At 69.8% G+C, this 26,319-nt stretch carries 26 protein-coding genes; 15 read left to right on the top strand and 11 right to left on the bottom strand.

What is annotated here, in order from left to right; all coding sequences use genetic code 11:
- Positions 1–127 precede the first annotated feature (127 nt).
- The 8 genes from ruvC (at position 128) to JAO81_RS22935 (ending at position 9,423) form a co-directional block, all read left to right on the top strand.
- Complete coding sequence (gene ruvC, locus JAO81_RS22970; protein ID WP_165330525.1) at positions 128–727, top strand: crossover junction endodeoxyribonuclease RuvC; 600 nt, start codon at positions 128–130, stop codon at positions 725–727.
- Entirely contained in the window at positions 724–1,332 is a 609-nt protein-coding gene (gene ruvA, locus JAO81_RS22965) for a Holliday junction branch migration protein RuvA (RefSeq protein ID WP_199549808.1), read from the top strand. The genes ruvC and ruvA overlap by 4 nt, the downstream gene beginning before the upstream one ends.
- A gap of 55 nt (positions 1,333–1,387) precedes the next feature.
- Positions 1,388–2,467, top strand: coding sequence for a Holliday junction branch migration DNA helicase RuvB (ruvB, locus tag JAO81_RS22960; protein WP_199549807.1), 1,080 nt, complete (start codon positions 1,388–1,390; stop codon positions 2,465–2,467).
- A 163-nt stretch (positions 2,468–2,630) separates the two neighbouring features.
- A complete protein-coding gene (gene yajC / locus JAO81_RS22955) occupies positions 2,631–3,086 on the top strand; it encodes a preprotein translocase subunit YajC (RefSeq protein ID WP_199549806.1) in 456 nt (151 codons plus the stop codon).
- 154 nt (positions 3,087–3,240) lie between these two features.
- Positions 3,241–5,004, top strand: coding sequence for a protein translocase subunit SecD (secD, locus tag JAO81_RS22950; protein ID WP_199549805.1), 1,764 nt, complete (start codon positions 3,241–3,243; stop codon positions 5,002–5,004).
- A gap of 1 nt (position 5,005) precedes the next feature.
- The gene (gene secF, locus JAO81_RS22945) at positions 5,006–6,145 is read left to right on the top strand and encodes a protein translocase subunit SecF (protein WP_199549804.1); all 1,140 of its coding nucleotides are present in this window, start codon (positions 5,006–5,008) and stop codon (positions 6,143–6,145) included.
- Positions 6,142–6,681, top strand: a complete 540-nt coding sequence (locus JAO81_RS22940; protein WP_199549803.1) for an adenine phosphoribosyltransferase — start codon at positions 6,142–6,144, stop codon at positions 6,679–6,681. Before secF ends, JAO81_RS22940 begins: the two co-directional genes overlap by 4 nt.
- Before the next feature lie 213 nt (positions 6,682–6,894).
- Entirely contained in the window at positions 6,895–9,423 is a 2,529-nt protein-coding gene (locus JAO81_RS22935; protein WP_199549802.1) for a bifunctional (p)ppGpp synthetase/guanosine-3',5'-bis(diphosphate) 3'-pyrophosphohydrolase, read from the top strand.
- 91 nt (positions 9,424–9,514) lie between these two features.
- Here JAO81_RS22935 and JAO81_RS22930 read toward each other — a convergent pair whose 3' ends face one another.
- Together JAO81_RS22930 and JAO81_RS22925 are read right to left on the bottom strand one after the other, a co-directional pair.
- Positions 9,515–10,747 carry a DUF349 domain-containing protein gene (locus JAO81_RS22930; protein ID WP_199549801.1) on the bottom strand — a complete coding sequence of 411 codons (1,233 nt, stop codon included), beginning with the start codon at positions 10,745–10,747 and terminating at the stop codon, positions 9,515–9,517.
- Positions 10,748–10,900: 153 nt separating this feature from the next.
- Entirely contained in the window at positions 10,901–11,686 is a 786-nt protein-coding gene (locus tag JAO81_RS22925; RefSeq protein WP_199549800.1) for a peptidylprolyl isomerase, read from the bottom strand.
- A gap of 212 nt (positions 11,687–11,898) precedes the next feature.
- Between JAO81_RS22925 and JAO81_RS22920 the strand changes: the two genes are divergently transcribed.
- The gene (locus tag JAO81_RS22920; RefSeq protein ID WP_199549799.1) at positions 11,899–12,606 is read left to right on the top strand and encodes an MBL fold metallo-hydrolase; all 708 of its coding nucleotides are present in this window, start codon (positions 11,899–11,901) and stop codon (positions 12,604–12,606) included.
- Positions 12,607–12,619: 13 nt separating this feature from the next.
- Positions 12,620–13,882: a histidine--tRNA ligase gene (hisS, locus tag JAO81_RS22915; RefSeq protein ID WP_199549798.1), complete on the top strand. Its 1,263-nt coding sequence runs from the start codon at positions 12,620–12,622 to the stop codon at positions 13,880–13,882.
- A 51-nt stretch (positions 13,883–13,933) separates the two neighbouring features.
- Here hisS and JAO81_RS22910 read toward each other — a convergent pair whose 3' ends face one another.
- The 4 genes from JAO81_RS22910 to JAO81_RS22895 are packed head-to-tail and all read right to left on the bottom strand — an operon-like array spanning position 13,934 to position 17,467.
- Positions 13,934–14,560, bottom strand: coding sequence for a response regulator transcription factor (locus JAO81_RS22910; RefSeq protein WP_199549797.1), 627 nt, complete (start codon positions 14,558–14,560; stop codon positions 13,934–13,936).
- Positions 14,557–15,765 carry a sensor histidine kinase gene (locus tag JAO81_RS22905; RefSeq protein WP_307813571.1) on the bottom strand — a complete coding sequence of 403 codons (1,209 nt, stop codon included), beginning with the start codon at positions 15,763–15,765 and terminating at the stop codon, positions 14,557–14,559. Before JAO81_RS22905 ends, JAO81_RS22910 begins: the two co-directional genes overlap by 4 nt.
- Positions 15,762–16,604: an ABC transporter permease gene (locus JAO81_RS22900; protein ID WP_199549795.1), complete on the bottom strand. Its 843-nt coding sequence runs from the start codon at positions 16,602–16,604 to the stop codon at positions 15,762–15,764. The genes JAO81_RS22905 and JAO81_RS22900 overlap by 4 nt, the downstream gene beginning before the upstream one ends.
- Complete coding sequence (locus tag JAO81_RS22895; protein WP_199549794.1) at positions 16,601–17,467, bottom strand: ABC transporter ATP-binding protein; 867 nt, start codon at positions 17,465–17,467, stop codon at positions 16,601–16,603. Before JAO81_RS22895 ends, JAO81_RS22900 begins: the two co-directional genes overlap by 4 nt.
- 137 nt (positions 17,468–17,604) lie before the next feature.
- On the opposite strand from JAO81_RS22895, the gene JAO81_RS22890 reads away from it, so the two are divergent.
- Positions 17,605–18,255, top strand: coding sequence for a vitamin K epoxide reductase family protein (locus JAO81_RS22890; protein WP_199549793.1), 651 nt, complete (start codon positions 17,605–17,607; stop codon positions 18,253–18,255).
- A 9-nt stretch (positions 18,256–18,264) separates the two neighbouring features.
- Here the strand turns inward: JAO81_RS22890 and JAO81_RS22885 are convergent, their stop codons facing one another.
- From JAO81_RS22885 to JAO81_RS22875, 3 genes are all read right to left on the bottom strand, one after another.
- Positions 18,265–18,534, bottom strand: a complete 270-nt coding sequence (locus JAO81_RS22885; protein WP_199549792.1) for a metal-sensitive transcriptional regulator — start codon at positions 18,532–18,534, stop codon at positions 18,265–18,267.
- 32 nt (positions 18,535–18,566) lie between these two features.
- Positions 18,567–19,136 (bottom strand): rhodanese-like domain-containing protein, encoded by a 570-nt coding sequence (locus JAO81_RS22880; protein ID WP_199549791.1) that lies wholly within the window; start codon positions 19,134–19,136, stop codon positions 18,567–18,569.
- Between the two features lie 103 nt (positions 19,137–19,239).
- Positions 19,240–20,862, bottom strand: coding sequence for an FAD-dependent oxidoreductase (locus JAO81_RS22875; protein ID WP_199549790.1), 1,623 nt, complete (start codon positions 20,860–20,862; stop codon positions 19,240–19,242).
- 125 nt (positions 20,863–20,987) lie between these two features.
- On the opposite strand from JAO81_RS22875, the gene JAO81_RS22870 reads away from it, so the two are divergent.
- Together JAO81_RS22870 and JAO81_RS22865 are read left to right on the top strand one after the other, a co-directional pair.
- Entirely contained in the window at positions 20,988–22,367 is a 1,380-nt protein-coding gene (locus JAO81_RS22870; RefSeq protein WP_199549789.1) for a replication-associated recombination protein A, read from the top strand.
- A gap of 27 nt (positions 22,368–22,394) precedes the next feature.
- Entirely contained in the window at positions 22,395–23,192 is a 798-nt protein-coding gene (locus JAO81_RS22865) for an HNH endonuclease family protein (RefSeq protein ID WP_199549788.1), read from the top strand.
- Positions 23,193–23,198: 6 nt separating this feature from the next.
- On the opposite strand, the gene JAO81_RS22860 is transcribed toward JAO81_RS22865, so the two are convergent.
- Positions 23,199–24,140, bottom strand: coding sequence for an SMP-30/gluconolactonase/LRE family protein (locus JAO81_RS22860; RefSeq protein ID WP_199549787.1), 942 nt, complete (start codon positions 24,138–24,140; stop codon positions 23,199–23,201).
- A 111-nt stretch (positions 24,141–24,251) separates the two neighbouring features.
- On the opposite strand from JAO81_RS22860, the gene JAO81_RS22855 reads away from it, so the two are divergent.
- On the top strand, positions 24,252–24,716 hold the full coding sequence (locus JAO81_RS22855) for an Lrp/AsnC family transcriptional regulator (protein WP_199549786.1): 465 nt from the start codon (positions 24,252–24,254) through the stop codon (positions 24,714–24,716).
- Here the strand turns inward: JAO81_RS22855 and JAO81_RS22850 are convergent.
- Positions 24,697–25,386, bottom strand: coding sequence for a DUF2470 domain-containing protein (locus tag JAO81_RS22850; protein ID WP_199549832.1), 690 nt, complete (start codon positions 25,384–25,386; stop codon positions 24,697–24,699). The two genes, JAO81_RS22855 and JAO81_RS22850, sit on opposite strands and share 20 nt — an antisense overlap.
- Positions 25,387–25,610: 224 nt before the next feature.
- On the opposite strand from JAO81_RS22850, the gene rpsD reads away from it, so the two are divergent.
- Positions 25,611–26,225, top strand: coding sequence for a 30S ribosomal protein S4 (gene rpsD, locus JAO81_RS22845; protein ID WP_199549785.1), 615 nt, complete (start codon positions 25,611–25,613; stop codon positions 26,223–26,225).
- The last annotated feature ends 94 nt before the right edge of the window (positions 26,226–26,319 follow it).

The raw sequence follows: 26,319 nt of genomic DNA, 5'->3' as shown, positions 1-26,319 counted from the left end.
CCGCGCCCCGGGGGGGCGGGGCGGGCCGGGGGAACCCCCCCCCCCCCCCCGCCCGCTTTGTCGCTCGCCGCTGTTGTCGGTGGCACCCGATAGCCTGCACAAACAGACGAGCGAAGGGAGGGGCGTTGTGCGGGTTCTGGGAGTCGACCCGGGTCTGACCCGGTGCGGCGTCGGCGTCGTCGAAGGCGTGGCGGGCCGGCCGCTCACCATGCACGGTGTCGGTGTCGTACGGACGCCCGCGGACGCCGAGTTGGGCTCGCGCCTCGTCGCCATCGAGCAGGGCATCGAGCAGTGGCTGGACGAGCACCAGCCCGAATTCGTCGCCGTGGAGCGGGTGTTCAGCCAGCACAACGTACGGACGGTGATGGGCACCGCCCAGGCCAGCGCCGTGGCGATGCTCTGCGCCGCGCGCCGCGGCATCCCGGTGGCCCTGCACACACCGAGCGAGGTCAAGGCCGCCGTCACGGGCAGTGGACGGGCCGACAAGGCCCAGGTCGGCGCCATGGTCACGCGCCTGCTGCGGCTCGACGCACCGCCCAAGCCCGCCGACGCCGCCGACGCGCTGGCCCTCGCCATCTGCCATATCTGGCGCGGCCCGGCCAAGAACCGCCTCCAGGAAGCGGTCGCCGCGCAGACCCGCCTCCAGCAGGCCGCGGCCGAAAGCCGTCCGCCGAACCGTCTCCAGCAAGCCGCAGCACTGCACGCATCGAAAGGCCGAACCAAATGATCGCCTTCGTCAGCGGCCCCGTCGCCGCCCTCGCCCCTGACGCCGCTGTCGTCGAGGTCGGCGGGATCGGCATGGCCGTGCAGTGCACGCCGAACACCCTGTCCGGACTGCGCCTGGGCCAGCAGACCAAGCTGGCGACCTCTTTGGTCGTACGGGAGGACTCGCTCACCCTGTACGGCTTCGCGGACGACGACGAGCGCCAGACCTTCGAGCTCCTGCAGACCGCGAGCGGAGTCGGACCCCGTCTGGCCCAGGCGATGCTCGCGGTGCACTCACCGGACGCGCTGCGCCGAGCCGTCGCGACCGGCGACGAGAAGGCGTTGACCGCGGTGCCCGGCATCGGAAAGAAGGGCGCGCAGAAGCTGCTCCTGGAGTACAAGGACCGGCTCGGCGCGCCTCTGGGCACGGCGTCCACGGTCGGTGCGCAGGCCACGGCCTCCTGGCGCGACCAGTTGCACGCCGCGCTGATCGGGCTCGGGTATGCGACGCGTGAGGCGGACGAGGCCGTCACCGCGGTGACCCCGCAGGCCGAGGCCATGGACGGCACCCCGCAGGTCGGCCCGCTCCTCAAGGCCGCGCTGCAGACGCTCAACCGCACCCGCTGATCCTCATCCGCACAGCACATCCGTCACCACCACCGAACTGGCGAGGCACTCCACCGTGAACTGGGACGACACCGCACCGCCGGCCGACGACACCACCGGCCGGCTCGTCGGATCCGCCGCGGACGGCGAGGACCAGGCCGTCGAGGCGGCGCTGCGCCCCAAGTCCCTGGCCGAGTTCGTGGGCCAGGAGCGGGTGCGCGAGCAGCTCGACCTCGTGCTCAGGGCGGCGCGCCAGCGCGGTGCCACCGCCGACCACGTGCTCCTGTCCGGCGCTCCCGGCCTCGGCAAGACCACGCTCTCGATGATCATCGCGGCCGAGATGGAAGCTCCGATCCGCATCACCAGCGGCCCGGCCATCCAGCACGCCGGAGACCTGGCCGCGATCCTCTCCTCCCTCCAGGAGGGCGAGGTCCTCTTCCTCGACGAGATCCACCGGATGTCGCGGCCCGCCGAGGAGATGCTGTACATGGCGATGGAGGACTTCCGCGTCGACGTCATCGTCGGCAAGGGGCCCGGCGCCACCGCCATCCCACTGGAGCTCCCGCCGTTCACGCTGGTCGGCGCCACCACCCGCGCGGGTCTGCTGCCGCCGCCGCTGCGCGACCGCTTCGGCTTCACCGCCCATATGGAGTTCTACGAGCCGGCCGAGCTGGAGCGCGTCATCCACCGCTCCGCCGATCTGCTCGACGTCACCATCGACACCGCCGGCGCCGCCGAGATCGCGGGCCGCTCCCGTGGCACGCCGCGTATCGCCAACCGCCTGCTGCGTCGTGTACGGGACTACGCGCAGGTCAAGGCCGACGGCCGGATCACCCAGGAGATCGCCGCGGCGGCGCTGCGCGTGTACGAGGTGGACGCGCGGGGGCTCGACCGGCTCGACCGCGCCGTCCTGGAGGCGCTGCTCAAGCTGTTCGGCGGCGGACCTGTCGGCCTGTCGACTCTTTCCGTCGCGGTGGGGGAGGAGCGCGAGACCGTAGAAGAGGTCGCCGAGCCCTTCCTCGTACGGGAAGGACTGCTGGCCCGTACTCCGCGCGGCCGCGTGGCCACTCCCGCCGCGTGGGCGCATCTGGGTCTCACGGCACCGCAGAGTCACGGAACCGGCGCATCCGGACAAGGCGACCTGTTCGGGGCGTGACGGCCGGGGTGCTCGCTCAGCATGGAACCCCGGTGCCATGCTGAGCGTTGTTCCATCCGTGCGGACTCGCTTAGACTCCGCCGATGCCGCCCTTATCGGCGGTGTGCCCACCCCCATCCAGTAGGCCGCTCATCTGCGCGGTCGTGCGAAGGAAACCCGTCCCGTGAATATCTTGAGCCTCCTTCCGTTCATCTTGATCATCGGGGTCATGTTCCTGATGACCCGTTCTGCCAAGAAGAAGCAGCAGCAGGCGGCCGAGATGCGCAACCAGATGCAGCCCGGCACGGGTGTCCGCACGATCGGGGGCATGTACGCGGTCGTCAAGGAAGTCAGCGACGAGGCCGTCACGCTCGAGGTGGCCCCCGGCGTCCACGCGATCTACGCGAAGAACTCGGTCGGCGCCGTCCTCGACGACGACGAGTACAACCGCATCGTCCACGGCATCACCCCCGAGGACGTCGACACCCCGGACGTTCCGGACGATGCCTCCTCCCTGACCCAGGCCGACGAGCCCGCCGACGCTGACGTGTCGGCCGATGCGCCCATCGACCTCGGCAAGAAGGACGCCGGCGGCGACGCCGAGCCGAAGAAGACCGAGGGCGAGGGCGACACGAAGTAGCCACGGCCGAGGACCGCGGTGCGCCCCAGGCGCGGCGCGGTCCTCGGAACGTGCGGCTTCGCGTCGCCTCCCGACACCACTTCATGGCCGCCCAGGGCCCGCTGACCGGCTTCGTGCCGGCTGCCCGGGCGGTTGGACAGGGAGAAACGAGAAGGTGGCAGCACCGAAGAAGGCCAGGAGGCAGAGCGGCCAGCCCAAGCCGGGACGCGCTCTGGCCCTGATCGTGATCATCATGGTGGCGCTCACCGGGGGCATGTTCCTGTCCGGGCACACCACCCCGCGACTGGGCATCGACCTCGCGGGCGGCACGAGCATCACGCTCGAGGCCAAGAATGAGCCGGGCGCGAAGAACGCGATCAACCCGACCAACATGAACACCGCGGTCAACATCATTGAGCGCCGTGTCAACGGTCTGGGCGTTTCCGAGGCCGAGGTCCAGACCCAGGGCGAGAAGAACATCATCGTCAACATCCCCAAGGGGACTGACGAGGAGCAGGCGCGCGAGCAGGTCGGCACGACGGCTCAGCTCTTCTTCCGCCCGGTGCTCCAGCTCGCGGCCGGCGACCCGAAGGCCGACCCGGCCGCCACGCCGTCCGCGACGCCCTCCGCCTCGGAGAGCGGCAAGAAGGACGACAAGGACAAGGACGAGAAGGCCTCGCCTTCCGCCAGCTCCAGCTCCACGCCGCAGGGCCGCGCCGTCACGGACGCCCTGAAGGACACCACCCCGTCTCCCTCGGCGAGCGACTCCGGCGACCCCAAGGGGTCCCCGAGCCCCAGCGCCAGTGAGTCCGTGGACCCCGCGACCAAGGACCTCGCTGCCAAGTTCGCCGCGCTGAACTGCACGGACAAGAAGCAGCGCACGGAGGCAGCCCAAGGCACCAAGCCCGAGGACACGATCATCGCCTGCGGCACCAACAACGTGGGCCAGTGGGAGAAGTACGTGCTCGGCCCGGCCGCGGTGGCCGGCAAGGACGTCGACGACTCCAAGGCCGTGATCGACCAGCAGCAGGGCATCTGGAAGGTCACGATGGACTTCTCGAGCGGTGGCTCGAAGAAGTTCGCGAAGATCACCGGTGATCTGTCCAAGCAGCAGCCCCCGCTGAACCAGTTCGCCATCGTGCTCGACAACAACGTCGTCTCCGCGCCGACCGTCAACCAGACGCTCAGCTCGAACGCCGAGATCACCGGTTCCTTCACGCAGGAGTCCGCCGAAGAGCTGGCGAACATGCTGAAGTACGGCTCGCTGCCGCTGACCTTCTCCGAGCAGAGCGTCGACACCGTCACCGCCGCGCTCGGTGGCGAGCAGCTGGAGGCCGGTCTGATCGCCGGCGCCATCGGTCTCGCCCTGGTCGTCATCTACCTGGTGGTCTACTACCGGGGCCTGTCGCTGATCGCGCTGCTGTCGCTCGCGGCCTCCGCGGTTCTCACGTACACCCTGATGTCCCTGCTCGGCCCGGCCATCGGCTTCGCGCTGAACCTGCCGGCCGTCTGTGGCGCCATCGTGGCGATCGGTATCACAGCGGACTCGTTCATCGTCTTCTTCGAACGCATCCGGGACGAGGTGCGCGAGGGCCGGACGATCCAGCCGGCCGTCGAGCGTGCCTGGCCGCGTGCGCGGCGCACGATCCTGGTGTCCGACTTCGTGTCGTTCCTGGCCGCCGCGGTGCTGTTCATCGTGACCGTCGGCAAGGTGCAGGGCTTCGCGTTCACGCTGGGTCTGACCACGCTGCTCGACGTCGTCGTGGTGTTCCTGGTCACCAAGCCGCTGATGACGCTCCTGGCGCGCAAGAAGTTCTTCCGCAGCGGCCACCCGTGGTCGGGGCTCGACCCCAAGCGTCTGGGCGCCAAGCCCCCGCTGCGCCGTTCCCGTCGTACCACTGGCCCTGCCGCCGGTACCGTCGACCCGAAGGAGGCGTGAGATGTCGAAGCTCGGCAACCTCGGCGCCAGGCTGTACCGCGGCGAAGTCGGCTATGACTTCATCGGCAAGCGGTTCATCTGGTACGGCGTCTCGGTCCTGATCACCATCACGGCCATCGTGGCCCTGGCGGTGCAGGGCCTCAACATGGGCATCGAGTTCAAGGGTGGCGCGGTCTTCAATACGCCCAAGACATCCGTCTCGGTCGAGAAGATCACGGAAGTGGCCGAGAAGGCCTCCGGTCACCAGGCGATCGCCCAGAAGCTGGGCAAGGGCGGCACACGCGTCCAGATCGCCGGTGTGGACGTCGCCAAGTCCAGTGAGATCAAGCAGGCGCTCGCCGACGAGCTCGGCGTTCCCGCCAAGTCGATCAACTCGGAGCTGGTCGGCCCCAGTTGGGGCGAGCAGATCGCACAGAAGGCATGGACGGGCTGCATCGTCTTCATGATCCTGTGCGTGATCTATCTGGCGATCGCGTTCGAGTGGCGGATGGCGGTCGCGGCCCTGGTGGCCCTGATCCACGACATCACGATCACCGTCGGGATCTACGCCCTCGTGGGCTTCGAGGTCACCCCGGGCACGGTGATCGGTCTGCTCACGATCCTCGGTTACTCGCTCTACGACACGGTCGTGGTCTTCGACTCCCTCAAGGAGGGCTCGAAGGACATCACGAAGCAGACCCGCTACACGTACAGCGAGATCGCCAACAAGTCGATCAACTCCACGCTGGTCCGCTCCATCAACACCACCGTGGTGGCGCTGCTGCCGGTCGCGGGCCTGCTGTTCATCGGTGGCGGTGTCCTGGGCGCCGGCATGCTGAACGACATCTCGCTCTCCCTGTTCGTGGGTCTCGCCGCCGGTGCGTACTCCTCGATCTTCATCGCCACGCCGCTCGTCGCCGACCTCAAGGAGCGCGAGCCGGCGATGAAGCAGCTGAAGAAGCGGGTGCTCGCCAAGCGCGCGGCCGCCGCCGCCAAGGGCGAGTCGGCCGAAGGGCCGGACGCCGCCGGCACCTTCGACGACGCGGTGCCCGCGGACGCGGCCCCGGCCGTGGTCGGTCAGCGCGGCGTCGAGCCCGCTGCCCGCACCCAGCCCTCGTCGCGTGCGCGCGGCAAGGGCCGTCCCTCGGGGAAGCGCCGATGACCGGGGCGGCGGAGCTGCTGCTCAGCCGTATCCGCGACGTACCGGACTACCCGCAGCCCGGCGTGGTGTTCAAGGACATCACGCCCCTGCTGGCCGACCCGGCCGCGTTCACGGCCCTCACGGACGAGCTCGCCGAGCTGTGCGTACGGCACGGCGCGACGAAGATCGTCGGCCTGGAGGCGCGGGGGTTCATCCTCGCGGCTCCGGTCGCCATCCGCGCGGGCCTCGGCTTCATTCCCGTACGCAAGGCGGGCAAGCTCCCCGGAGCGACCCTGTCGCAGTCGTACGACCTGGAGTACGGCAGCGCCGAGATCGAGGTGCACGCCGAGGACCTGACCGCGGGCGACCGCGTCATGGTCATCGACGACGTCCTCGCCACCGGCGGTACGGCAGAGGCCTCGCTGCACCTGGTGCGGCGGGCGGGCGCCGAGGTCGCGGGTGTGGCCGTGCTGATGGAGCTCGGTTTCCTGGGCGGCAGGGCCCGCCTCGAGCCGGCCCTCAAGGGCGCCCCGCTCGACGCGGTGCTCGTCGTCTGACCCAGCTGCAAACCCCTGCGAGGGCGGGTTTCCGGAGACTTCCGGGACCCGCCCTCGCGGCGTTTCCCCCTAGGCGCGGCTGCGATGCGGCGAAGTCCGACGCACGTGCGACGGACCACAGCGTGAACCGTCGGGCACGAGCGGAAGGCCCAGGGTCGATACCATGGCAGTCCGGACCTGATCGGGGGGCCGGATCCTGCCTGAGGAGCACTCTTGCCAGACGAGGCCCGACAGCCACTCACCGCCGCGAAGTCCCAGGCCGACCAGCCTGCCGACCCCAAGGCCGCGGCGGCCGCTGCCCTGCCCGCCAAGAGTGACCCGGCGGCCGAAAAGCACTCCCCGAAGCCGGCGACGCCCACCGAGCGGCCCGCGGCGCCTCCGATGCGCCCGGCCGGGGCCGCGCCTGCCCGTGCGGGCTCGACCGCCGCGTCCGGCGTCTCCCGGTCGAATTCCTCGTCGAATCGCGTACGGGCCCGCCTCGCCCGCCTCGGCGTGCAGCGCTCCAACCCGTACAACCCGGTCCTCGAGCCCCTGCTGCGGATAGTGCGCAGCAACGATCCGAAGATCGAGACCTCGACCCTGCGCCAGATCGAGCGCGCCTACCAGGTCGCCGAGCGCTGGCACCGCGGGCAGAAGCGCAAGAGCGGCGACCCGTACATCACGCATCCGCTCGCCGTGACGACCATCCTCGCCGAGCTCGGCATGGACCCGGCCACGCTGATGGCGGGGCTCCTGCACGACACCGTCGAGGACACCGAGTACGGCCTGGACACCCTGCGCCGCGACTTCGGCGACCAGGTCGCGCTGCTCGTCGACGGCGTGACCAAGCTGGACAAGGTCAAGTTCGGCGAGGCCGCGCAGGCCGAGACCGTACGCAAGATGGTCGTCGCCATGGCCAAGGACCCCCGGGTCCTGGTGATCAAGCTCGCCGACCGCCTGCACAACATGCGCACGATGCGCTATCTCAAGCGCGAGAAGCAGGAGAAGAAGGCCCGCGAGACGCTGGAGATCTACGCTCCGCTCGCGCACCGCTTGGGCATGAACACCATCAAGTGGGAGCTGGAGGACCTCGCGTTCGCGATCCTCTACCCCAAGATGTACGACGAGATCGTGCGGCTCGTCGCCGAGCGGGCCCCCAAGCGCGACGAGTATCTGGCCATAGTGACCGACGAGGTCCAGGCCGATCTGCGTGCGGCCCGTATCAAGGCCACCGTCACGGGCCGGCCGAAGCACTACTACAGCGTCTACCAGAAGATGATTGTGCGAGGTCGCGACTTCGCCGAGATCTATGACCTGGTGGGTATCCGGGTACTTGTCGACACGGTCCGCGACTGCTACGCGGCGCTCGGCACGGTGCACGCGCGATGGAATCCGGTCCCCGGCCGGTTCAAGGATTACATCGCGATGCCCAAGTTCAACATGTACCAGTCGCTGCACACCACGGTGATCGGCCCCAGCGGCAAGCCCGTTGAGCTGCAGATCCGTACCTTCGACATGCACCGCCGCGCCGAGTACGGCATCGCCGCGCACTGGAAGTACAAGCAGGAGGCCGTCGCCGGCACCTCGAAGGTACGCAGTGACGTACCGAAGAAGACCGGCAAGGACGACCACCTCAACGACATGGCGTGGCTGCGCCAGTTGCTCGACTGGCAGAAGGAGACCGAGGACCCGTCGGAGTTCCTCGAGTCGCTGCGCTTCGACCTGTCGCGCAACGAGGTCTTCGTCTTCACGCCGAAGGGCGACGTCATAGCGCTTCCGGCGGGAGCGACCCCGGTCGACTTCTCGTACGCCGTGCACACCGAGGTCGGCCACCGGACCATAGGAGCACGGGTCAACGGACGGCTCGTACCGCTCGAATCCACCCTGGACAACGGCGACTTGGTGGAGGTCTTCACCTCCAAGGCGGCTGGTGCGGGCCCGTCCCGCGACTGGCTCGGCTTCGTCAAGTCGCCCCGGGCGCGCAACAAGATCCGCGCCTGGTTCTCCAAGGAGCGCCGCGACGAGGCGATCGAGCAGGGCAAGGAAGCCATCGTCCGCGCGATGCGCAAGCAGAACCTGCCCATCCAGCGGATCCTGACCGGCGACTCCCTTGTCACGCTCGCGCACGAGATGCGCTACCCGGACATCTCCTCGCTGTACGCGGCGATCGGCGAGGGCCATGTGGCCGCGCAGAACGTCGTGCAGAAGCTGGTCCAGGCCCTCGGCGGCGAGGACCAGGCCAACGAGGACATCGCCGAGACCGCCCCGCCCACCCGCGGCCGCTCCAAGCGCCGTTCCAGCGCCGACCCCGGCGTGGTCGTCAAGGGCGTCGACGACGTCTGGGTGAAGCTGGCGCGCTGCTGCACGCCCGTGCCGGGCGATCCCATCATGGGCTTCGTGACGCGCGGCAGCGGTGTCTCCGTACACCGCAAGGACTGCGTCAACGTGGACTCGCTCTCGCAGCAGCCCGAGCGGATCCTCGAGGTCGAGTGGGCGCCCACCCAGTCCTCGGTCTTCCTGGTCGCCATCCAGGTGGAGGCCCTCGATCGCTCGCGGCTGCTCTCGGACGTCACACGCGTCCTGTCCGACCAGCACGTCAACATCCTGTCCGCGGCGGTGCAGACCTCCCGCGACCGGGTGGCCACATCCCGCTTCACCTTCGAGATGGGCGACCCCAAGCACCTGGGGCACGTCCTGAAGGCGGTACGGGGCGTGGAGGGCGTGTACGACGTGTACCGCGTGACCTCGGCGCGGCGGCCGTAACACCAGTCGACACCAGTCAACCCCACCCATACGAAAGGGGCTTGCGTACCGAGATACGCAAGCCCCTTTCGTATGAAGAGGATGGGGAGGACTAGCCGCCGAACTCCTCAAGACCCTTGAGCGCCTGGTCGAGCAGCGCCTGACGGCCGTCCAGCTCGCGCTGGAGCTTGTCCGCCTTGGCGTTGTTGCCCGACGCACGAGCCGCCTCGACCTGGTCGCGGAGCTTGTCCACCGCGGCCTGCAGCTGACCGGTCAGACCCGCGGCACGCGCACGCGCCTCCGGGTTGGTCCGGCGCCACTCGGTCTCCTCGGACTCCTGCAGCGCGCGCTCGACCGCGTGCATCCGGCCCTCGACCTTCGGGCGCGCGTCCCGCGGGACGTGGCCGATGGCCTCCCAGCGCTCGTTGATGGCGCGGAACGCGGCACGGGCCGACTTCAGATCACCGATGGGCAGGAGCTTCTCGGCCTCGTCGGCGAGCTCCTCCTTGAGCTTGAGGTTCTCGCCCTGCTCCGCGTCCCGCTCGGCGAAGACCGAGCTGCGCGCCGAGAAGAACACGTCCTGGGCGCCGCGGAAGCGGTTCCACAGCTCGTCCTCGTGCTCGCGCTGCGCGCGGCCCGCGGCCTTCCACTCGGTCATCAGATCGCGGTAGCGGGCCGCGGTCGGGCCCCAGTCCTGCGAGTTGGACAGCGACTCGGCCTCGGCGACCAGCTTCTCCTTGGCCTTACGGGCGTCCTCGCGCTGAGCGTCGAGTGCGGCGAAGTGGGCCTTGCGCCGCTTGGAGAAGGCGGAGCGCGCGTGCGAGAAGCGGTGCCACAGCTCGTCGTCGGACTTGCGGTCCAGACGCGGCAGACCCTTCCAGGTGTCCACCAGGGCCCGCAGGCGCTCACCGGCATGGCGCCACTGGTCGCTCTGGGCCAGCTCCTCGGCCTCGACGACCAGCGCCTCCTTGGCGTGCCGCGCCTCGTCGGTCTGCTTGGCCTTCTGTGCCTTGCGCTCCTCACGGCGCGACTCGACCGACGCGACCAGCTTGTCCAGACGCTTGCCCAGGGCCTCGAGGTCGCCGACCGCATGCGCATCGGTGACCTGCTCGCGCAGGTGCTCGATGGCGGTCATGGCGTCCTTGGCCGACAGATCCGTCGTCTGCACCCGGCGCTCGAGGAGGCCGATCTCGACGACGAGACCGTCGTACTTGCGCTTGAAGTAGGCCAGCGCCTCGTCCGGAGAGCCTGCCTGCCACGATCCGACTTCGCGTTCACCGCCGTCGGCCGTACGCACGTACACGGTCCCCGCCTCGTCGACGCGTCCCCACGGGTCGCTGCTCACAGCGCCTCCTCCACATGATGCGCTCGCGGGCACTCGGCCCGGGGCATCGTCCACAGTTTCCTCAGGGCAGCCGCACACAGCGCCCTGCACAACGCCAACATAGGCGACGAGCAGGGCGGCTGTCCGCATCCAGCGCTACAGAATCCCCGGCGATCAGCTCTTCTTTACCGTCGCCTTTTCCAGGGTGACGGCCTTCTTCGGGGCGCCGTCGCCCGGGCTCTGGCTGCCCTCGGCGACACCGGCCTTGCCGACCGTCTCGACGATCTTGAGACCGCCCTTGTCCATCTCACCGAACGGGGTGTACGCGGGCGGCAGCTTGGAGTCCTTGTAGACCAGGAAGAACTGGCTGCCACCGGTGTTCGGACCCGCGTTGGCCATCGCGACCGTGCCGGCCGGGTACGTCACCGAACCGTCGGCGCCCGGCTTGCCGAGACCGTCGAGGTTCTCGTCGGGGATCGAGTAGCCGGGGCCGCCCGCGCCGGTGCCCTGGGGGTCGCCGCACTGCAGGACGTAGATGCCCTGGGTGGTGAGACGGTGGCACTTCGTACCGTCGAAGTACCCCTTGTCGGCGAGGTGCTTGAACGAGTTGACGGTCCCCGGTGTCTTCGCCGCGTCCATCGCGATGGAGATGTCACCCTCGTTGGTCTTGATGTCGAAGGTGTACTTCGCCTTCTTGTCGATGGCCATCTTCGGGGCCGGCGACTCCTTGGGCGTGGGCGTCGGGGAGGGGGTGGAGCCGGAGGTGACGTCCTTGCTGCCGTCGCCCTTGAACGCTCCGGCCGCCCAGGCACCGCCGCCCGCCGCGAGCACCACCACGAGGGTGGTCGCGATGATCGCGTTGCGCTGCTTTGACTTGCGCCGTGCCGACTCGCGCCGCTGCTGCTGACGCAGGAACTTCTCCCGCGCGAGCTGCTTCCGCCGCTGTTCGCTGCTGACCACCGGGTCTCTCCTCGTACGTGTTGATCTGCCAGTCCGAAGCCTGCCCGTACCGTATACGGGTTCGCTGTGAGCCGAGCCGCGCCGGTACGCTTTGATCCGCAGCCGTTGTACGGCGTTGACCTGCGGCTGCTGGAATCATCCGGATTCTTCGGAAATCTGGTCTCTTTCCACAGCTTTCCGCTTCTTCCGTTGGACCGAAGGTAAGGACGATCGTGCTGATTGCCGGGTTCCCCGCCGGGGCCTGGGGGACCAACTGTTACCTGGTCGCCCCCGCCGCAGGCGAGGAGTGCGTGATCATCGACCCGGGCCACCAGGCCACCGAAGGTGTCGAGGAAGCGCTGAAGAAGCATCGGCTCAAGCCCGTCGCCGTCGTTCTCACCCATGGCCACATCGACCATGTCGCCTCGGTCGTCCCGGTGTGCGGAGCCCATGACGTACCGGCCTGGATCCACCCCGAGGACCGCTACATGATGAGCGACCCCGAGAAGGCGCTCGGCCGCTCGATCGGGATGCCGCTGATGGGCGAGCTGACCGTGGGGGAGCCCGACGACGTCCGTGAGCTGGCCGACGGCGCCACCCTGGACCTCGCGGGCCTGGAGTTCTCCGTCTCGCATGCCCCCGGGCATACGAAGGGGTCGGTGACCTTCCGGATGCCCGAGAGCTCCGACATCCCGTCGGTGTTCTTCTCGGGCGACCTGCTGTTCGCCGGCTCCATCGGGCGCACCGACCTGCCGGGCGGCGACATGGACGACATGCTCGCCTCGCTCGCGCGGGTCTGCCTGCCCCTCGACGATTCCACCGTGGTCCTGTCCGGACACGGTGGCCAGACGACCATCGGTCAGGAGCGCGCCACCAATCCGTATCTGCGGCAGGTGGCCTCCGGCCTCGGGAGCGGCGACGCTCCCCGACGAGGAATGTGACGAGAGTTTTCCCGTGAGCACTTTTCAGGCCCCCAAGGGCACGTACGACCTGCTTCCGCCGAACTCGGCGACGTATCTGGCGGTGCGCGAGGCCATCTCGGCACCGCTGAAGAACTCCGGCTACGGCTATGTCGAGACCCCCGGCTTCGAGAACGTCGAGCTGTTCGCGCGCGGTGTCGGTGAGTCCACCGACATCGTGACCAAGGAGATGTACGCCTTCGAGACCAAGGGCGGCGACCAGCTCGCGCTGCGTCCCGAGGGCACCGCGTCCGTGCTGCGCGCCGCCCTGGAGGCGAACCTGCACAAGGCCGGCAACCTGCCGGTCAAGCTCTGGTACTCGGGCTCGTACTACCGCTACGAGCGCCCGCAGAAGGGTCGCTACAGGCACTTCTCGCAGGTCGGTGCCGAGGCGATCGGTGCCGAGGACCCGGCCCTGGACGCCGAGTTGATCATCCTTGCCGACCAGGCGTACCGCTCGCTGGGGCTGCGGAACTTCCGCATCCTGCTCAACTCGCTCGGCGACAAGGAGTGCCGTCCGGTCTACCGGGCCGCGCTCCAGGAGTTCCTGCGCGGACTCGACCTCGATGAGGAGACCCTGCGCCGCGCCGAGATCAACCCGCTGCGGGTGCTCGACGACAAGCGCGCCGATGTGCAGAAGCAGCTCACGGGCGCGCCGTCGATGCCGGACTACCTGTGCGACGCGTGCACCGCGTACCACAAGGAAGTACGCGAACTCCTGGACGCCGCCGGTGTGGTGTACGAGGACGACGCGAAGCTGGTGCGCGGCCTCGACTACTACACCCGCACCACCTTCGAGTTCGTGCACGACGGCCTCGGCTCGCAGTCCGCGGTGGGCGGCGGCGGCCGCTACGACGGTCTGTCCGAGATGATCGGCGGCCCCTCGCTGCCGTCCGTCGGCTGGGCTCTCGGCGTGGACCGCACGGTCCTGGCCCTGGAGGCGGAGGGCGTCGATCTCGAACTGCCCGCCACCACCAGCGTGTTCGCCGTGCCGCTCGGTGAGGAGGCCCGCCGGGTGCTGTTCGGCAAGGTCACGGAGCTGCGCAAGGCCGGGATCGCCACGGACTTCTCGTACGGCGGCAAGGGTCTGAAGGGTGCGATGAAGAACGCCAACCGTTCGGGCGCGCGCTTCACGCTCGTCGCCGGTGAGCGGGATCTCGCCGACGGCGTCGTGCAGCTCAAGGACATGGAGTCGGGCGAGCAGGGGCCGGTCGCGCTGGACGCGGTCCTGGAGACGCTGAAGGCCAAGCTCGGCTGATCGACACGTTTTCCCGTACGAGGAAGGCCCCGGATCCGTCCGGGGCCTTCGTCATGTCTCCAGCAGGCCCAGACGCATCGCGCTGGTCACCGCCGAGGTCCGGTCGTCGACGCCCAACTTGCCGAAGGTGCGCAGCAGATGGGTCTTCACCGTGGACTCGCCGATGTGCAGCCGTCGCCCGATCTCCGCATTGGTGCAGCCCTCCGCGACCAGTCGCAGTACCGCGGTCTCGCGCTCGGAGAGCCGTGGCCGCTCGGGCCGGGTGCGCAGCTGGTCGACCAGGCGGGCGGCGACCGAGGGCGCGAGCACCGTCTCGCCGCGGGCCGCGGCCCGTACCGCGTCGGCGAGTTCACCACGCGCCAGGTCCTTGAGCAGATAGCCGGCCGCGCCCGCCTCGACCGCCCGCAGGATGTCGCGGTCCGTCTCGTACGTGGTGAGCACGATGATCCGGCAGGTCAGACCGGCGACCGCCATCCGCTCGATGGACTCGACGCCCCCACCGCCGGGCATGCGCAGATCCATCAGGACGATGTCGGGGGAGAGCTGGGCGGTGAGTGCCTCCGCCTGCGGTCCGCTGGAGGCCTCGGCCACGACGTCCAGATCGGCCTCGGCGCTGAGCATGGCGCGCAGGCCCTCGCGTACCACCGGGTGGTCGTCGGCCAGCAGGATGCGGATCATTCGGCGCTCCTCGCGGGCCGGGGCAGCGGCAGGCGGACGGTCACGGTGGTGCCCTCACCGGGCCGGCCGCTGACCTCGGCGGTGCCCCGCACCTCCTGGGCCCTGGCGCGCAGGCCGCGCAGCCCGTAGCCCTCGTCGAGGGCGGTGAAGCCGCGCCCCGTGTCCCGTATCGACAGCACCAACCGCTCCTCGCCATAGCTCAGGCATACGGTCGCGTCGGCGTCCGGGCCTGCGTGTTTCCGTACATTCGCGAGCGCCTCCTGGCAGGAGCGCAGGGCCACCACCTCGAGTCCGGGCGACAGGTCGCGCGCCACGCCCGTGACCGCGGGGTGGGGGTGGGGGCGGCCCGGGAGCCGGCGCAGGGCGTCCGCCAGGGACCCGCCGTCGTCGAGGTGGGCGGGCGCGCGGCCTGCCACCAGGGCGCGGGCCTCGGCGAGGTTCTGCCGTGCGGTCTGTTCCATCAGTGCCAAGTGCCGCCGCGCGCCCGGCAGATCGTGTTCCAGCTCGGAGTCCACGGCCTGGACCAGCATCAGAAGGCTGGTGAAGCCCTGGGCGAGGGTGTCGTGGATCTCGCGGGACATCCGCTCGCGTTCGGCGAGCGCGCCCCGTTCCGCGGAGAGCTTGGCGATCTCCTCGCGGCTGGCGTCCAACTCGGCGATCAGGACGGCCCGTTCCTGACTCTGCTCGATCACCTTGATGATCCAGCTGCCGAAGACGAGCGAGAAGACCAGGGTCACGGCCGCCGACACCGCGTTGAAGAACAGTTCCTCGGCCTCCGGCCGCCAGATCACGGCCCAGCCCAGCACGGGCAGGAGGTTGACCAGCGCGACGGCGATCATCGCGCGCCGGTACCGCAGCGCCATGAAGCACTGCGGTACGAGCGCGAAGGTCGCGAGCCGACTCTCGGGCAGCAGCCAGGTCGTCGCCGTGAAGAGCGCGGTTGCCGTGGCCAGGTACGTCAGCGCGGCGCGCTCGTCCTCGCCCTCGGTGTGCAGCACCGGACGGCCCAGCCACAGGTAGAGGGGTACGAGGAGGGCGAACACGCCGCACCCGGTCAGCCGTACGCCGAACGCCACGGGGGACGCGCCCCCGAGCACGAACAGGACGGTCGCCACCCACACCACCGCGAAGTAGGCGTCCCAGCCGAGCCAGACCCGGCTGTGGACGTCCACGTCGATATCGCGCGGGCCGCCTCGCTCGCTCACCCGTCGCGCCGGCTCTTCCACCTGAAGGTCCCCAGACACAACAGCAATCCTCCGATGCACCAGGCGCCGAGCACCAGGGCGATGCGCCCGTACTCCCAACTGTCGGTCATCTCCAGGACCTTGGCCGACTCGGGCAGGAACACCCCGCGCAGCCCCTGGCACATCCACTTGAGCGGAAACAGAGCGCCGATGTTCAGCATCCAGTCCGGCAGCGTGTCGATCGCGATGTAGACACCGGAGATGAACTGCAGGACCAGGAAGGGGAGGACGACCACCGAGTTGGCGCTCTTCGCGGACTTCGGCACACTGCTGATCGCGATCCCGAGGAGGGCGCAGCCGGTGAGTCCGAGCAGGAACACCCAGCCCAGGGTGAGCCAGGCGTTCGCGTCGGACGGCAGGTCCACGTCGTAGAACACCGTGCCCACGACCAGCAGGGCGATGGTCTCGAGCAGACCGGTGATGAGGACCAGCCAGATCTTGCCGAGGAAGTACACGCTCGGCGGCATGGGGGTGCCGCGCAGCCTGCGCAGCACCTTCTCGTCGCGTTCGATCGCGATCGAGATGCCGAGGGACTGGAAGCTGGTGGACATGATGCCCGCGGCGATCATCGCCGGTACGTAGAGCTGCGAGGCGGTGATCCCGGCGCCCTGGACGTCATCGCTGAAGATCGAGGCGAACAGGAACAGGAACACGATCGGGAACGCGAACGTGAACACCACCTGCTCGCGCTGCCGGAAGAACTGCCGTAGTTCCAGGGCGCCTTGGTGGAGGCCCAGCTGCCAGGCCCCGGGCAGATTCCCGGCGGTGGTCTTGCGGGTGGGAGCGGCCGTGGTCGTCATCGCGCGTTCTCCTGTCCGGTCAGCCGGAGGTAGACGTCCTCCAGCGTGGGGCGGCTGATCCGCAGACCCGGGATCTCTCCGTCGAAGCGCCCGCTGAGCTGCGCGACGGTGCGGGTGGGGGTCTCGGTCCGCTCGCCGCGCGGTGAACCGTCCACATCGGTCCACTCGACGGTGGCCTCGCCGCTGTACGCCCGGCGCAGGTCGGCCGGGGTGCCCTCCGCGGTGATCCGGCCGCCCGCGATGACCGCGAGCCGGTCGGCGAGCGCTTCGGCCTCCTCCAGGTAGTGGGTCGTGAGCAGGATCGTGGTGCCCTCGGACGCGAGCTGCCGGATCAGGCCCCAGAACTGCCTGCGGGCCGCCGGATCGAACCCGGTCGTCGGTTCGTCCAGGAGTAGCAGCTCAGGGCCGCCGATCACGCCGAGCGCCACATCGAGCCGCCGTCGCTGGCCGCCGGAGAGCGCCTTGACCCGGCTGTCGGCCTTCTCTTCCAGGCCGACGAGCGCGATGACCTCGTCGGGGTTCCGCGGCCTCGGGTAGTAGCGGGCGAAATGTCCCACTGTCTCCCGTACCGTCAACTCGGCGGGCGCCGACTCGTCCTGCCAGACGATTCCGACTTTCGCCCGCCAGGTACGCGAGGTGCTCGCCGGATCGCTGCCGAGCACCTCGACCTCGCCGGCGTCGCGGGCGCGGTGGCCCTGGAGGATCTCCACGGTGGTGGACTTGCCGGCGCCGTTGGGGCCGAGCAGGCCGAAGACCTCCCCGGTCCGTATCGACAGATCGATACCGGCGACCGCATCGACGTCTCCGTAGCGCTTGCGCAACCCGGCGGTCCGGACCGCGAGTTCGGTGGTGGTTGTCGTCATGTCACTCAGCGTCGCCGCGGGCCGAACGCTCCGGCACCACCGTCCGTACCGGCCCGTGTCCACCGAATGACGGACACCTGGGTCGGTGCGGCACAATGACCCCACCGCAGGCTGCCGAAAGTGATGGAAACGGTGCGATGAGCAAGACGACCACGGAACGCGACAGCGGCATCGACGAGCACGAGGATCCGCGGCCCGCACCGGCCGCAGGGGGCGTCGGCGGCAGCCGCGCCTACGCGATCCTTCTGGTGATCACCGGCCTCGCCGGACTGCTCGCCTCCTGGGTGATCACCCTCGACAAGTTCAAGCTCCTCGAGGACCCGAACTTCACCCCGGCCTGCAGCCTCAACCCCGTGGTGTCCTGCGGCAACATCATGAAGAGCGACCAGGCCTCGGCCTTCGGGTTCCCCAACCCGATGCTCGGCCTGGTCACGTACGGGATCATCGTCTGCGTCGGTGTGAGCCTGCTGGCCCGCGCCCGCTTCCCGCGCTGGTACTGGCTGACGATGAACGCCGGGATGCTCTTCGGCGTCGGGTTCTGCACCTGGCTGATGTACCAGTCCCTGTACAACATCAACTCGCTGTGCCTGTGGTGCTGCCTGGCCTGGGCCGCCACGATCACCATGTTCTGGTACACGACCTCGCACAACCTCCGGCACGGCCTGCTGCCCGCGCCGCGCGGTCTGCGCACCTTCCTCGACGAGTTCACCTGGGTGCTTCCGGTGATGCACATCGGCATCATCGGCATGCTGATCCTGACCCGCTGGTGGGACTTCTGGACCAGCTGACCTGCCCTCTTACGCAAGGGCCAGGAACAGCTTCTCCAGCTCCTCCTCGGTGAGCGGTGCCTTCTCGCCCGACTCGGCCGCGCCCGCGCAGTCCCGCATCCCCGAGGCGATGATCTTGAACCCGGCCCGGTCGAGCGCACGCGATACGGCGGCGAGCTGGGTCACCACGTCCTTGCAGTCCCGCCCGTCCTCGATCATCGCGATCACCCCGGCCAGCTGACCCTGGGCGCGGCGAAGGCGGTTGAGGACGGGGGTCCGGGTGTCTTCGTTGACCTTCATGTGCGGCTCCTTGTCGATCAGGCGTGGGGCGCTCAGGCGTTCTGCAGCGCCTCGCGCACGGGCGCGAGAGCCGCGGGCCGCGGACGGTTGAAGGGGAGCTTGCCGAGCATGACGGCCATCCCGCAGGTGTTGCTCACGCCCGAGTAGACGAGACCGCCCGCGATCCCCGCAGACAGCAGCGCCGCCCAGGGCGTGACCAGCGAGCCGGCGAGCCCGACCAGGACGAGCGACCCGGCGGTGAACCGCACCTGCCGGTCCATGGCCCACACGTTCCGCTCCGGCAGCGCGGCGGTCTCGACCGGCAGGCCCGCAGCCCGCCAGGCGTCGGTGCCGCCCTCGAGGCCCCGCGCCTCGATCCCCGCCGCGGCGAGCTGCGCGCAGGCGGTCGCCGAGCGCATCCCGGCGGCGCAGACAACGATCAACTCGCGCCGGGCGGCGGCCGCACGCACGTCGTCGAGCAGCTGGGGCAGGCTGTCCAGCGGCAGGTTGAGGGCGCCGGGGACATGTCCCGCGGCGTATTCGCCGGGGCCGCGGACGTCGATGATCAGCGTCGTACCGGTGTCCTCGGCGTCGAGTTCGGCGGGGGTGAGGGGCAGGCTCATGGGGGATTCTCCCTGGTTGTCCGGCGGGGGTTCGTGCGGCTTCTTGCGGCTTCGTGCGGCTTCTTGCGGTGGTACGGGGGTGAGGCACCGATGTCGTACGAGATCAGGCAGCCGTGGCCGACCGCCCCGCAGCCCACGTCGCGTATCCACCGTCGAGGTTGACCGCCTCGCGGCCGAGCCCGGTGAGCAGACGCTGGGCGTTGTGCCCGCGCAGCCCCACCTGGCAGTGGACGATCAGCCTGCCCTCGGGCAGTTCGGCGGCGCGGTCGCGCAGCTCGTCCAGAGGGATGTTCACGGCGCCCGGGATGGCGCCGGCGGCGTGCTCGGCGGGGGAGCGGACATCGACAAGGGCGCCCTCGGCGCCGTCGAGTTCATGCCACTGCACGGTGCGGGCGGTGCCGTTGGTGAGGTTCTCGGCGATCAGCCCGGCCATGTTCACCGGGTCCTTGGCCGAACCGTACGGCGGTGCGTACGCGAGCTCCAGATCGGCGAGATCGGAGACGGTCAGACCGCCCGCCATCGCCGTCGCGATCACGTCGATGCGCTTGTCGACACCGTCCTCGCCGACCGCCTGCGCACCGAGGATGCGCTGGTCGCGCGGATCGAAGAGCACCTTCAGTGCGATGGGCGAGGCGCCCGGGTAGTACCCGGCGTGCGAGCCCGGGTGCAGATGCAGGGCCTGGTACGGGTGGCCCGCGGCCCGCAGCCGCTTCTCGTTCCAGCCGGTGGCGGCCGCGGTGAGATCGAAGATCTGCACGATGGCGGTGGAGGTGGCGGCCCGCGCGCGCACCGGACGCCCCGTGATCGCGTCGGCGACCAGACGGCCGTGCCGGTTGGCGAGGTTGGCGAGCGGCACGAGCACCGGGTCACCGGTCAGGGCGTCGCGCTTCTCGGCGGCGTCACCGACCGCGTAGATGTCCGGATCACTGGTGCGCTGCGTCTCGTCGACCGCGATGCCGCCGCGCGGGCCGAGGCCGAGTCCGGCGTCGCGGGCCAGGGAGGTCTCGGGCCGCACCCCGATGGAGAGCAGGACAAGGTCGGCGGGCAGGGAGCGGCCATCGGAGAGCTCCACGGTGCCGGCCGGCACCTTCGCGGCCTGCGCGCCGAGCTCGACCCGCACGCCATGGGCGCGCAGCCGGTCCGCGACCGGGGCGGCCATCTCGGGGTCGAGCGGGGTGAGGACCTGGTCGGCGAGCTCGACGAGCGTGACGTCCAGGCCGCGTTCGCGCAGGTTCTCGGCCGCCTCGACACCGATGAAACCGCCCCCGATGACGACGGCGCTGCGGACATCGCCCGCGAGCGCCTCGGCGATCCGGTCGGCGTCGCTCACGTCGCGCAGGGTGTGGGCCCGCTCGATACCCGGCAGGTCGGGCACGAAGGGGCGCGCGCCGGGGCTCAGGACGATGCGGTCGTACGACTCCTCGTACGTCCGGCCGGTCGCCAGGTCACGGACCTCGACCGTGCGGGAGGCGCGGTCGATACGGACCGCCTCGTTGCGCACCCGTACATCGATGCGGAAGCGGGCGGCGAGCGACTCGGGGGTCTGAAGGAGCAGGGCGTCGCGTTCCTCGATGGTGCCGCCCAGGTAGTACGGCAGCCCGCAGTTCGCGTAACTGACGTGGGCGCCGCGCAGCAGGAGCACGATCTCGGCCCGCTCGTCGAGCCGGCGCAGCCGGCTCGCCGCGGACATTCCGCCGGCGACACCACCGATGACGATCACCTTCATTGCAGCCACTCCTGACGCATTCCGCTTCGCCGGCCCCCTTTGCCCCGATACCCCCCACCGTATCATGGGTACCCCCGGGGGTATTTGCGCCCGGGTTGTCAGACCCGTGACCTAGGGTTGGCGTCGTGGAGCCCGATCTGTTTACCGCCGCCGCCGAAGAGCGCCAGGAGAAGGACCCGGCCGGCAGTCCCCTTGCCGTGCGGATGCGTCCGCGCACCCTCGACGAAGTCGTGGGCCAGGGGCATCTGCTGAAGCCCGGCTCACCGCTGCGCCGACTCGTCGGCGAGGGCAGCGGCGGACCCGCGGGACCCTCGTCGGTGTTCCTCTGGGGCCCGCCCGGAATCGGCAAGACGACCCTCGCCTATGTCGTCTCCAAGGCCACCAACAAGCGCTTCGTCGAGCTCTCGGCCATCACCGCGGGTGTCAAGGAAGTGCGCGCGGTCATCGAGGGCGCCCGCCGCGCGACCGGGGGCTACGGCAAGGAGACGGTCCTCTTCCTGGACGAGATCCACCGCTTCAGCAAGGCCCAGCAGGACTCGCTGCTGCCCGCCGTGGAGAACCGCTGGGTCACCCTCATCGCGGCCACCACCGAGAACCCGTACTTCTCGGTGATCTCCCCGCTCCTGTCCCGCTCGCTCCTGCTCACCCTCGAACCGCTCACGGACGACGACCTCAAGGGGCTGCTGCAGCGCGCCCTCACGGAGGAGCGCGGCCTGGGCGGCGCGGTCACCCTGCCCGAGGACGCCGAGGCGCACCTGCTGCGCATCGCCGGCGGCGACGCCCGCCGCGCGCTCACGGCGCTGGAGGCAGGTGCCGGTGCGGCTCTCGCCAAGGGCGAGCAGGAGATCACGCTGCAGACCCTCGAAGAGTCGGTCGACCGGGCCGCGGTGAAGTACGACCGCGACGGCGACCAGCACTATGACGTGGCCAGCGCGCTCATCAAGTCCATCCGCGGCTCCGACGTCGACGCCGCACTGCACTACCTGGCCCGCATGATCGAGGCCGGTGAGGACCCCCGGTTCATCGCCCGCCGCCTGATGATCTCCGCGAGCGAGGACATCGGGCTCGCCGACCCCACCGCCCTGCCCACAGCCGTGGCCGCGGCCCAGGCCGTCGCGATGATCGGTTTCCCGGAGGCGGCCCTCACCCTCAGCCACGCCACGATCGCCCTGGCCCTCGCCCCCAAGTCCAACGCGGCCACGCTCGCGATCGGCGCCGCGATGGAGGACGTACGCAAGGGACTCGCCGGACCCGTGCCGCCGCACCTGCGCGACGGGCACTACAAGGGCGCGGCCAAGCTGGGCCACGCGCAGGGCTATGTGTATCCGCACGATGTGCCGGGCGGAATCGCCGCTCAGCAGTACGCACCCGACGCGATCAAGGACAAGCGCTACTACCAGCCGACGCGTTACGGAGCCGAGGCCCGGTACGCGGATGTGGTCGACCGCGTGCGCGAGCGGCTCACGGGCGAGAAGGGCCCGGAGGGACCGGCCGACGGGCGATAGCCGTCACCCCCGCCTACGCTCGGCGACATGGCAGGCAGCACGGCAGGACGACGCGGGCGGCTCCGCGCCCTGCTGCTCGCCGCGTCCGCGGCGCTGACCGTGGCCGCGGGCTGCACCCCGCTCCAGGTCGAGCGGGCCGACGGCCGCTTCAACACCGCGTCGCCCACGGCGAAGACCCCGCCGACGAAGACCCGGCAGCCCACGCCCACCCCCACGCCGTCACCGACCCAGACCCTCGCGAGCAAGGGCTTCCCGCCCGACGCCAGGACGGCCCGGGCGCAGCTGGCCAAGCTCCCCGTGGCGTGGGGCAAGAACTGGGAGACGTACAAAAGGGCGGAGTTCGGCGAGACCTGGTCGGACGCGGTCGATGTCCCCGGCGGCCGCAACGGCTGTGACACCCGCGACGACGTCCTGCGCCGGGACCTGAAGAACCTCAAGGAAGGCGACCGCAATCCGTGCGTCGTGGTCTCCGGCACCCTGGTCGATCCGTATTCGGGCAAGGAACTCCCGTACTACTACCGCCGCGCCTCGCAGATCGAGACCGACCACATCGTGGCGCTCGGCGCGGCCTGGCGCGCCGGCGCCTGGGCCTGGACTCCGCAGCAGCGCCTCGACTACGCCAACGACCTCGACGTACTCCTTGCGACGGACAAGGAGACGAACACCGTGAAGAGCAGCCAGACCCCGGACAAGTGGAAGCCGCCGCGGCAGGCGTACTGGTGTGAGTACGCCCGCCGCTGGACCGGCATCAAGGCCAAGTACAAGCTGACGGTCACGGCCCCGGAGAAGCTCGCCCTCCAGGACCTGCTCGCGACCTGCAAGTAGAGCGCGTCAGCGGTACGGCCGGTGCCCGGGCCCGGTCGGATGGATGCCCGTGACGCCCATGACCACGGAGTAGAGGCTGGTCTCCGCCGTGATGAAGAGACGATTGCGCTTGGCGCCGCCCCAGGAGATGTTCGCGACGTCCTCTGGGATCACGAGCCGGCCGATGAGGGTGCCGTCCGGGTCGTAGCAGTGCACCCCGTCGCCCATGGCCGCGACCCACAGCCGGCCGCCGTCGTCGAAGCGCAGATTGTCGAACCGGGCGCCCGGCCGGGCCTCGGCGAACACCTTGCCGTCCGAGAGAGTGCCGTCCTCCCGTACGTCGAAGACGCGGACGAGGCCGGCCCTGGTGTCGGAGACGAACAGCTGCCGTTCATCGGCCGAGAAGACCAGACCGTTCGGCGCCTCGAAACAGTCGGCGACCAGGCGCACTTCACCGCTGTCCGGGTCGATCCGGTAGACGTTGTTGGCCCCGATCTCGCTCTCGGCCCGGTAACCCTCGTAGTCGCTGGTGATGCCGAAGTCCGGGTCGGAGAACCAGACCGAGCCGTCGGACTTCACCGCCGCGTCGTTCGGGCTGTTCAGCCGCTTGCCCTGCCAGCGGTCCGCGAGGACCGTGACGGTCCCGTCGTGCTCGGTACGGGTCACCCGCCTGTTGCCCTGCTCGCAGGTGACCAGCCGGCCCTGGCGGTCGAGTGTGTTGCCGTTGGTGTGTCCGGCGCCGCGCCTGAAGACGCTGACGGCTCCGGTCTCCTCGTCCCAGCGCAGCATCCGGTCGTTGGGGATGTCGCTCCAGATGACCTGACGCCAGGCGGGTACGTAGAGAGGCCCTTCCGCCCAACGGCACCCGGTGAACAGGACCTCCAGATCGGCGTCCCCGTTCATGCACCGCCCGGTGCGGAATCGCTCGTCGAACATCTCGTACAACGAAGGACGCTCATCGACTGCCATGGGACCCCTCCCAGTCTGTACCGAGCCGCTCCTCGTTGAACAGCATTCGGTTAAGTGGGCAGATTGCAGGATGAGCTATGGTCTCGACAAGGGAACGCCGAAGGGAGAGTTGTGGATCACATTGATCGCGCGCTGCTGGTGCAGCTGCAGCAGGACGCCACGCGGTCCTACGCCGCACTGGGGGAGGCGGTCGGCCTCTCCGCGGGCGCGGCTCACGAACGGGTGCGAAAGCTCCGGGCGCGCGACGTCATCCGTCGCACCACCGTGGACGTCGACCCGGCAGCCGTGGATGCGGGCGTGCTGGCGTACGTCATGGTCGACTCGGCCGCATGGATGGGGGATTCGGGCGCGGACTTCGCGGCGATCCCCGAGATCCTGGAGGCGCACATCATCGCCGGCAGCGCCTCTGTTCTGGTCAAGGTCAGGACCGCGACCACCGAGCAGCTCCAGGACGTGCTGCGCCGGATCTATGCGATCGACGGCGTCAGCGGCACACAGGCCACGGTCGCCCTGGAGACCTTCTTCGAGCGTCCGGTGTCCCCGCACGCGGGCGATCTCAGCTCGCCGCGGCCGTGAACAGTCGGTGCATCGCGCGGCGCAGATCCGTGATGTCCCGTACCGGCTCGGGGAAGTCGAAGCGCGCGTCGAAGCACTGGCCCTCACCGGTGAAGCGGATCCGCAGCCCGAACCGGTCGAGCGCCAGCGGCACCGCCCGCTCCGTACGCGTCAGGCCGACCCGGGTGCCGAGCAGGGAGCCGAGAAGCCGGACCTGGTCGCCGTGGGCCGCGTGCAGATGCTGCAGGAGCTCGGCCTCGTGCTCGGCGAGCGGATCGGCCATCGCCGCGGCGAACGCCTCGGGCTCCACTGCGGCCGAGCCCCACAGGTCGTCGACCGAGATCTCGCCGAGCTCGAGCCGCAGCATCATTCGCCCCGGTTCGGCCTGCCCGGGTACGCGGGTCAGCCAGCCCGACAGCCAGGCCCGTCCCCGGATACGCTGAGGGACGGCCACCGGGGCCACGTCTGTGAGCTCCAGCACGGCCGACAGCTCGTCGTCCTGTGCGTGCGTCGCCGCCCGTACCGGCGGTGCGTCCGCCGGGAACAGCAGGTGGATGTCCCCTTCGGGCGTGACCTCACGGGCCAGCGGCATGAGCAGGTCCTGGGGTGCGCGGACAGCGCCCGGGACAAGCAGCACCGCCGAGCATGTACTCTGTACGAGAGTTCGTGTGCGTTCGGCTGCTGACGGCAGTCGGGCGACTTCAAGCCTGCTGGGATGCGGCTGACCACGATCTGATCGGCCCGCCGTCATGTCGATGCCTTCGACGCCCTGGTCCTGCGTTTGCGCAGGTCCCTCAGGGGCTGCATCGGCGTTCTTCGCGCTGTCCGTGATGGGTGTGGTTTTCCCTGGGCGAGACATGCGGTCTCCTTAAGTAAGGTGAGCCTAACCTAACCTATTTCGGAGGTCTGGAGAACGTGCCTAACCAGTCGCGTCCCAAGGTCAAGAAGTCTCGTGCGCTCGGCATTGCGCTGACGCCGAAGGCCGTCAAGTACTTCGAGGCCCGTCCGTACCCGCCGGGCGAGCACGGCCGTGGCCGCAAGCAGACCTCGGACTACAAGGTCCGTCTGCTCGAGAAGCAGCGTCTGCGCGCGCAGTACGACGTGTCCGAGCGTCAGCTCGTCCGCGCCTACGAGCGTGCCGCCAAGACGCAGGGCAAGACCGGCGAGGCCCTGGTCATCGAGCTCGAGCGTCGTCTCGACGCCCTGGTCCTGCGTTCGGGCATCGCCCGCACCATCTACCAGGCCCGTCAGATGGTCGTCCACGGTCACATCCAGGTCAACGGTGGCAAGGTCGACAAGCCGTCGTTCCGCGTCCGTCCCGACGACGTCGTGACCGTCCGCGAGCGCTCGCGTGAGAAGCCGCTGTTCCAGGTCGCGCGTGAGGGTGGCTTCGCCCCCGACGGCGAGACCCCGCGTTACCTCCAGGTCAACCTGAAGGCCCTGGCCTTCCGCCTGGACCGTGACCCGAACCGCAAGGAAATCCCGGTCATCTGCGACGAGCAGCTCGTCGTCGGGTACTACGCCCGCTGATCCAGCGCGCGTAGGACCCCTCAGCGGGCAGGCCCCCGCCTCCCCCCCCCCGGGCGGGGGGGGGGGGGGGGTGCGGGTGTTGCCGCGCCGGGGG

Origin of the sequence: Streptomyces sp. N35, assembly GCF_016464295.1 — a bacterium.
In the GTDB taxonomy this organism is placed as follows: domain Bacteria; phylum Actinomycetota; class Actinomycetes; order Streptomycetales; family Streptomycetaceae; genus Streptomyces.
Note: the sequence above shows the minus strand (reverse complement) of the source record. Positions and strands in the feature narration are given on the sequence as shown.

Excerpts from the sequence above, each read along its gene's own strand:
- JAO81_RS22885 (WP_199549792.1), bottom strand. The coding sequence starts at position 18,534 with ATGAAGGTCAACGAAGACACCCGGACCCCCGTCCTCAACCGCCTTCGC.
- JAO81_RS22895 (WP_199549794.1), bottom strand. The coding sequence starts at position 17,467 with ATGACGACAACCACCACCGAACTCGCGGTCCGGACCGCCGGGTTGCGC.
- JAO81_RS22880 (WP_199549791.1), bottom strand. The coding sequence starts at position 19,136 with ATGAGCCTGCCCCTCACCCCCGCCGAACTCGACGCCGAGGACACCGGT.
- JAO81_RS22900 (WP_199549795.1), bottom strand. The coding sequence starts at position 16,604 with ATGACGACCACGGCCGCTCCCACCCGCAAGACCACCGCCGGGAATCTG.
- JAO81_RS22940 (WP_199549803.1), top strand. The coding sequence starts at position 6,142 with ATGACCGGGGCGGCGGAGCTGCTGCTCAGCCGTATCCGCGACGTACCG.
- JAO81_RS22910 (WP_199549797.1), bottom strand. The coding sequence starts at position 14,560 with ATGATCCGCATCCTGCTGGCCGACGACCACCCGGTGGTACGCGAGGGC.
- JAO81_RS22865 (WP_199549788.1), top strand. The coding sequence starts at position 22,395 with ATGGCAGGCAGCACGGCAGGACGACGCGGGCGGCTCCGCGCCCTGCTG.
- JAO81_RS22890 (WP_199549793.1), top strand. The coding sequence starts at position 17,605 with ATGAGCAAGACGACCACGGAACGCGACAGCGGCATCGACGAGCACGAG.
- JAO81_RS22860 (WP_199549787.1), bottom strand. The coding sequence starts at position 24,140 with ATGGCAGTCGATGAGCGTCCTTCGTTGTACGAGATGTTCGACGAGCGA.
- secF (WP_199549804.1), top strand. The coding sequence starts at position 5,006 with ATGTCGAAGCTCGGCAACCTCGGCGCCAGGCTGTACCGCGGCGAAGTC.
- ruvA (WP_199549808.1), top strand. The coding sequence starts at position 724 with ATGATCGCCTTCGTCAGCGGCCCCGTCGCCGCCCTCGCCCCTGACGCC.
- JAO81_RS22875 (WP_199549790.1), bottom strand. The coding sequence starts at position 20,862 with ATGAAGGTGATCGTCATCGGTGGTGTCGCCGGCGGAATGTCCGCGGCG.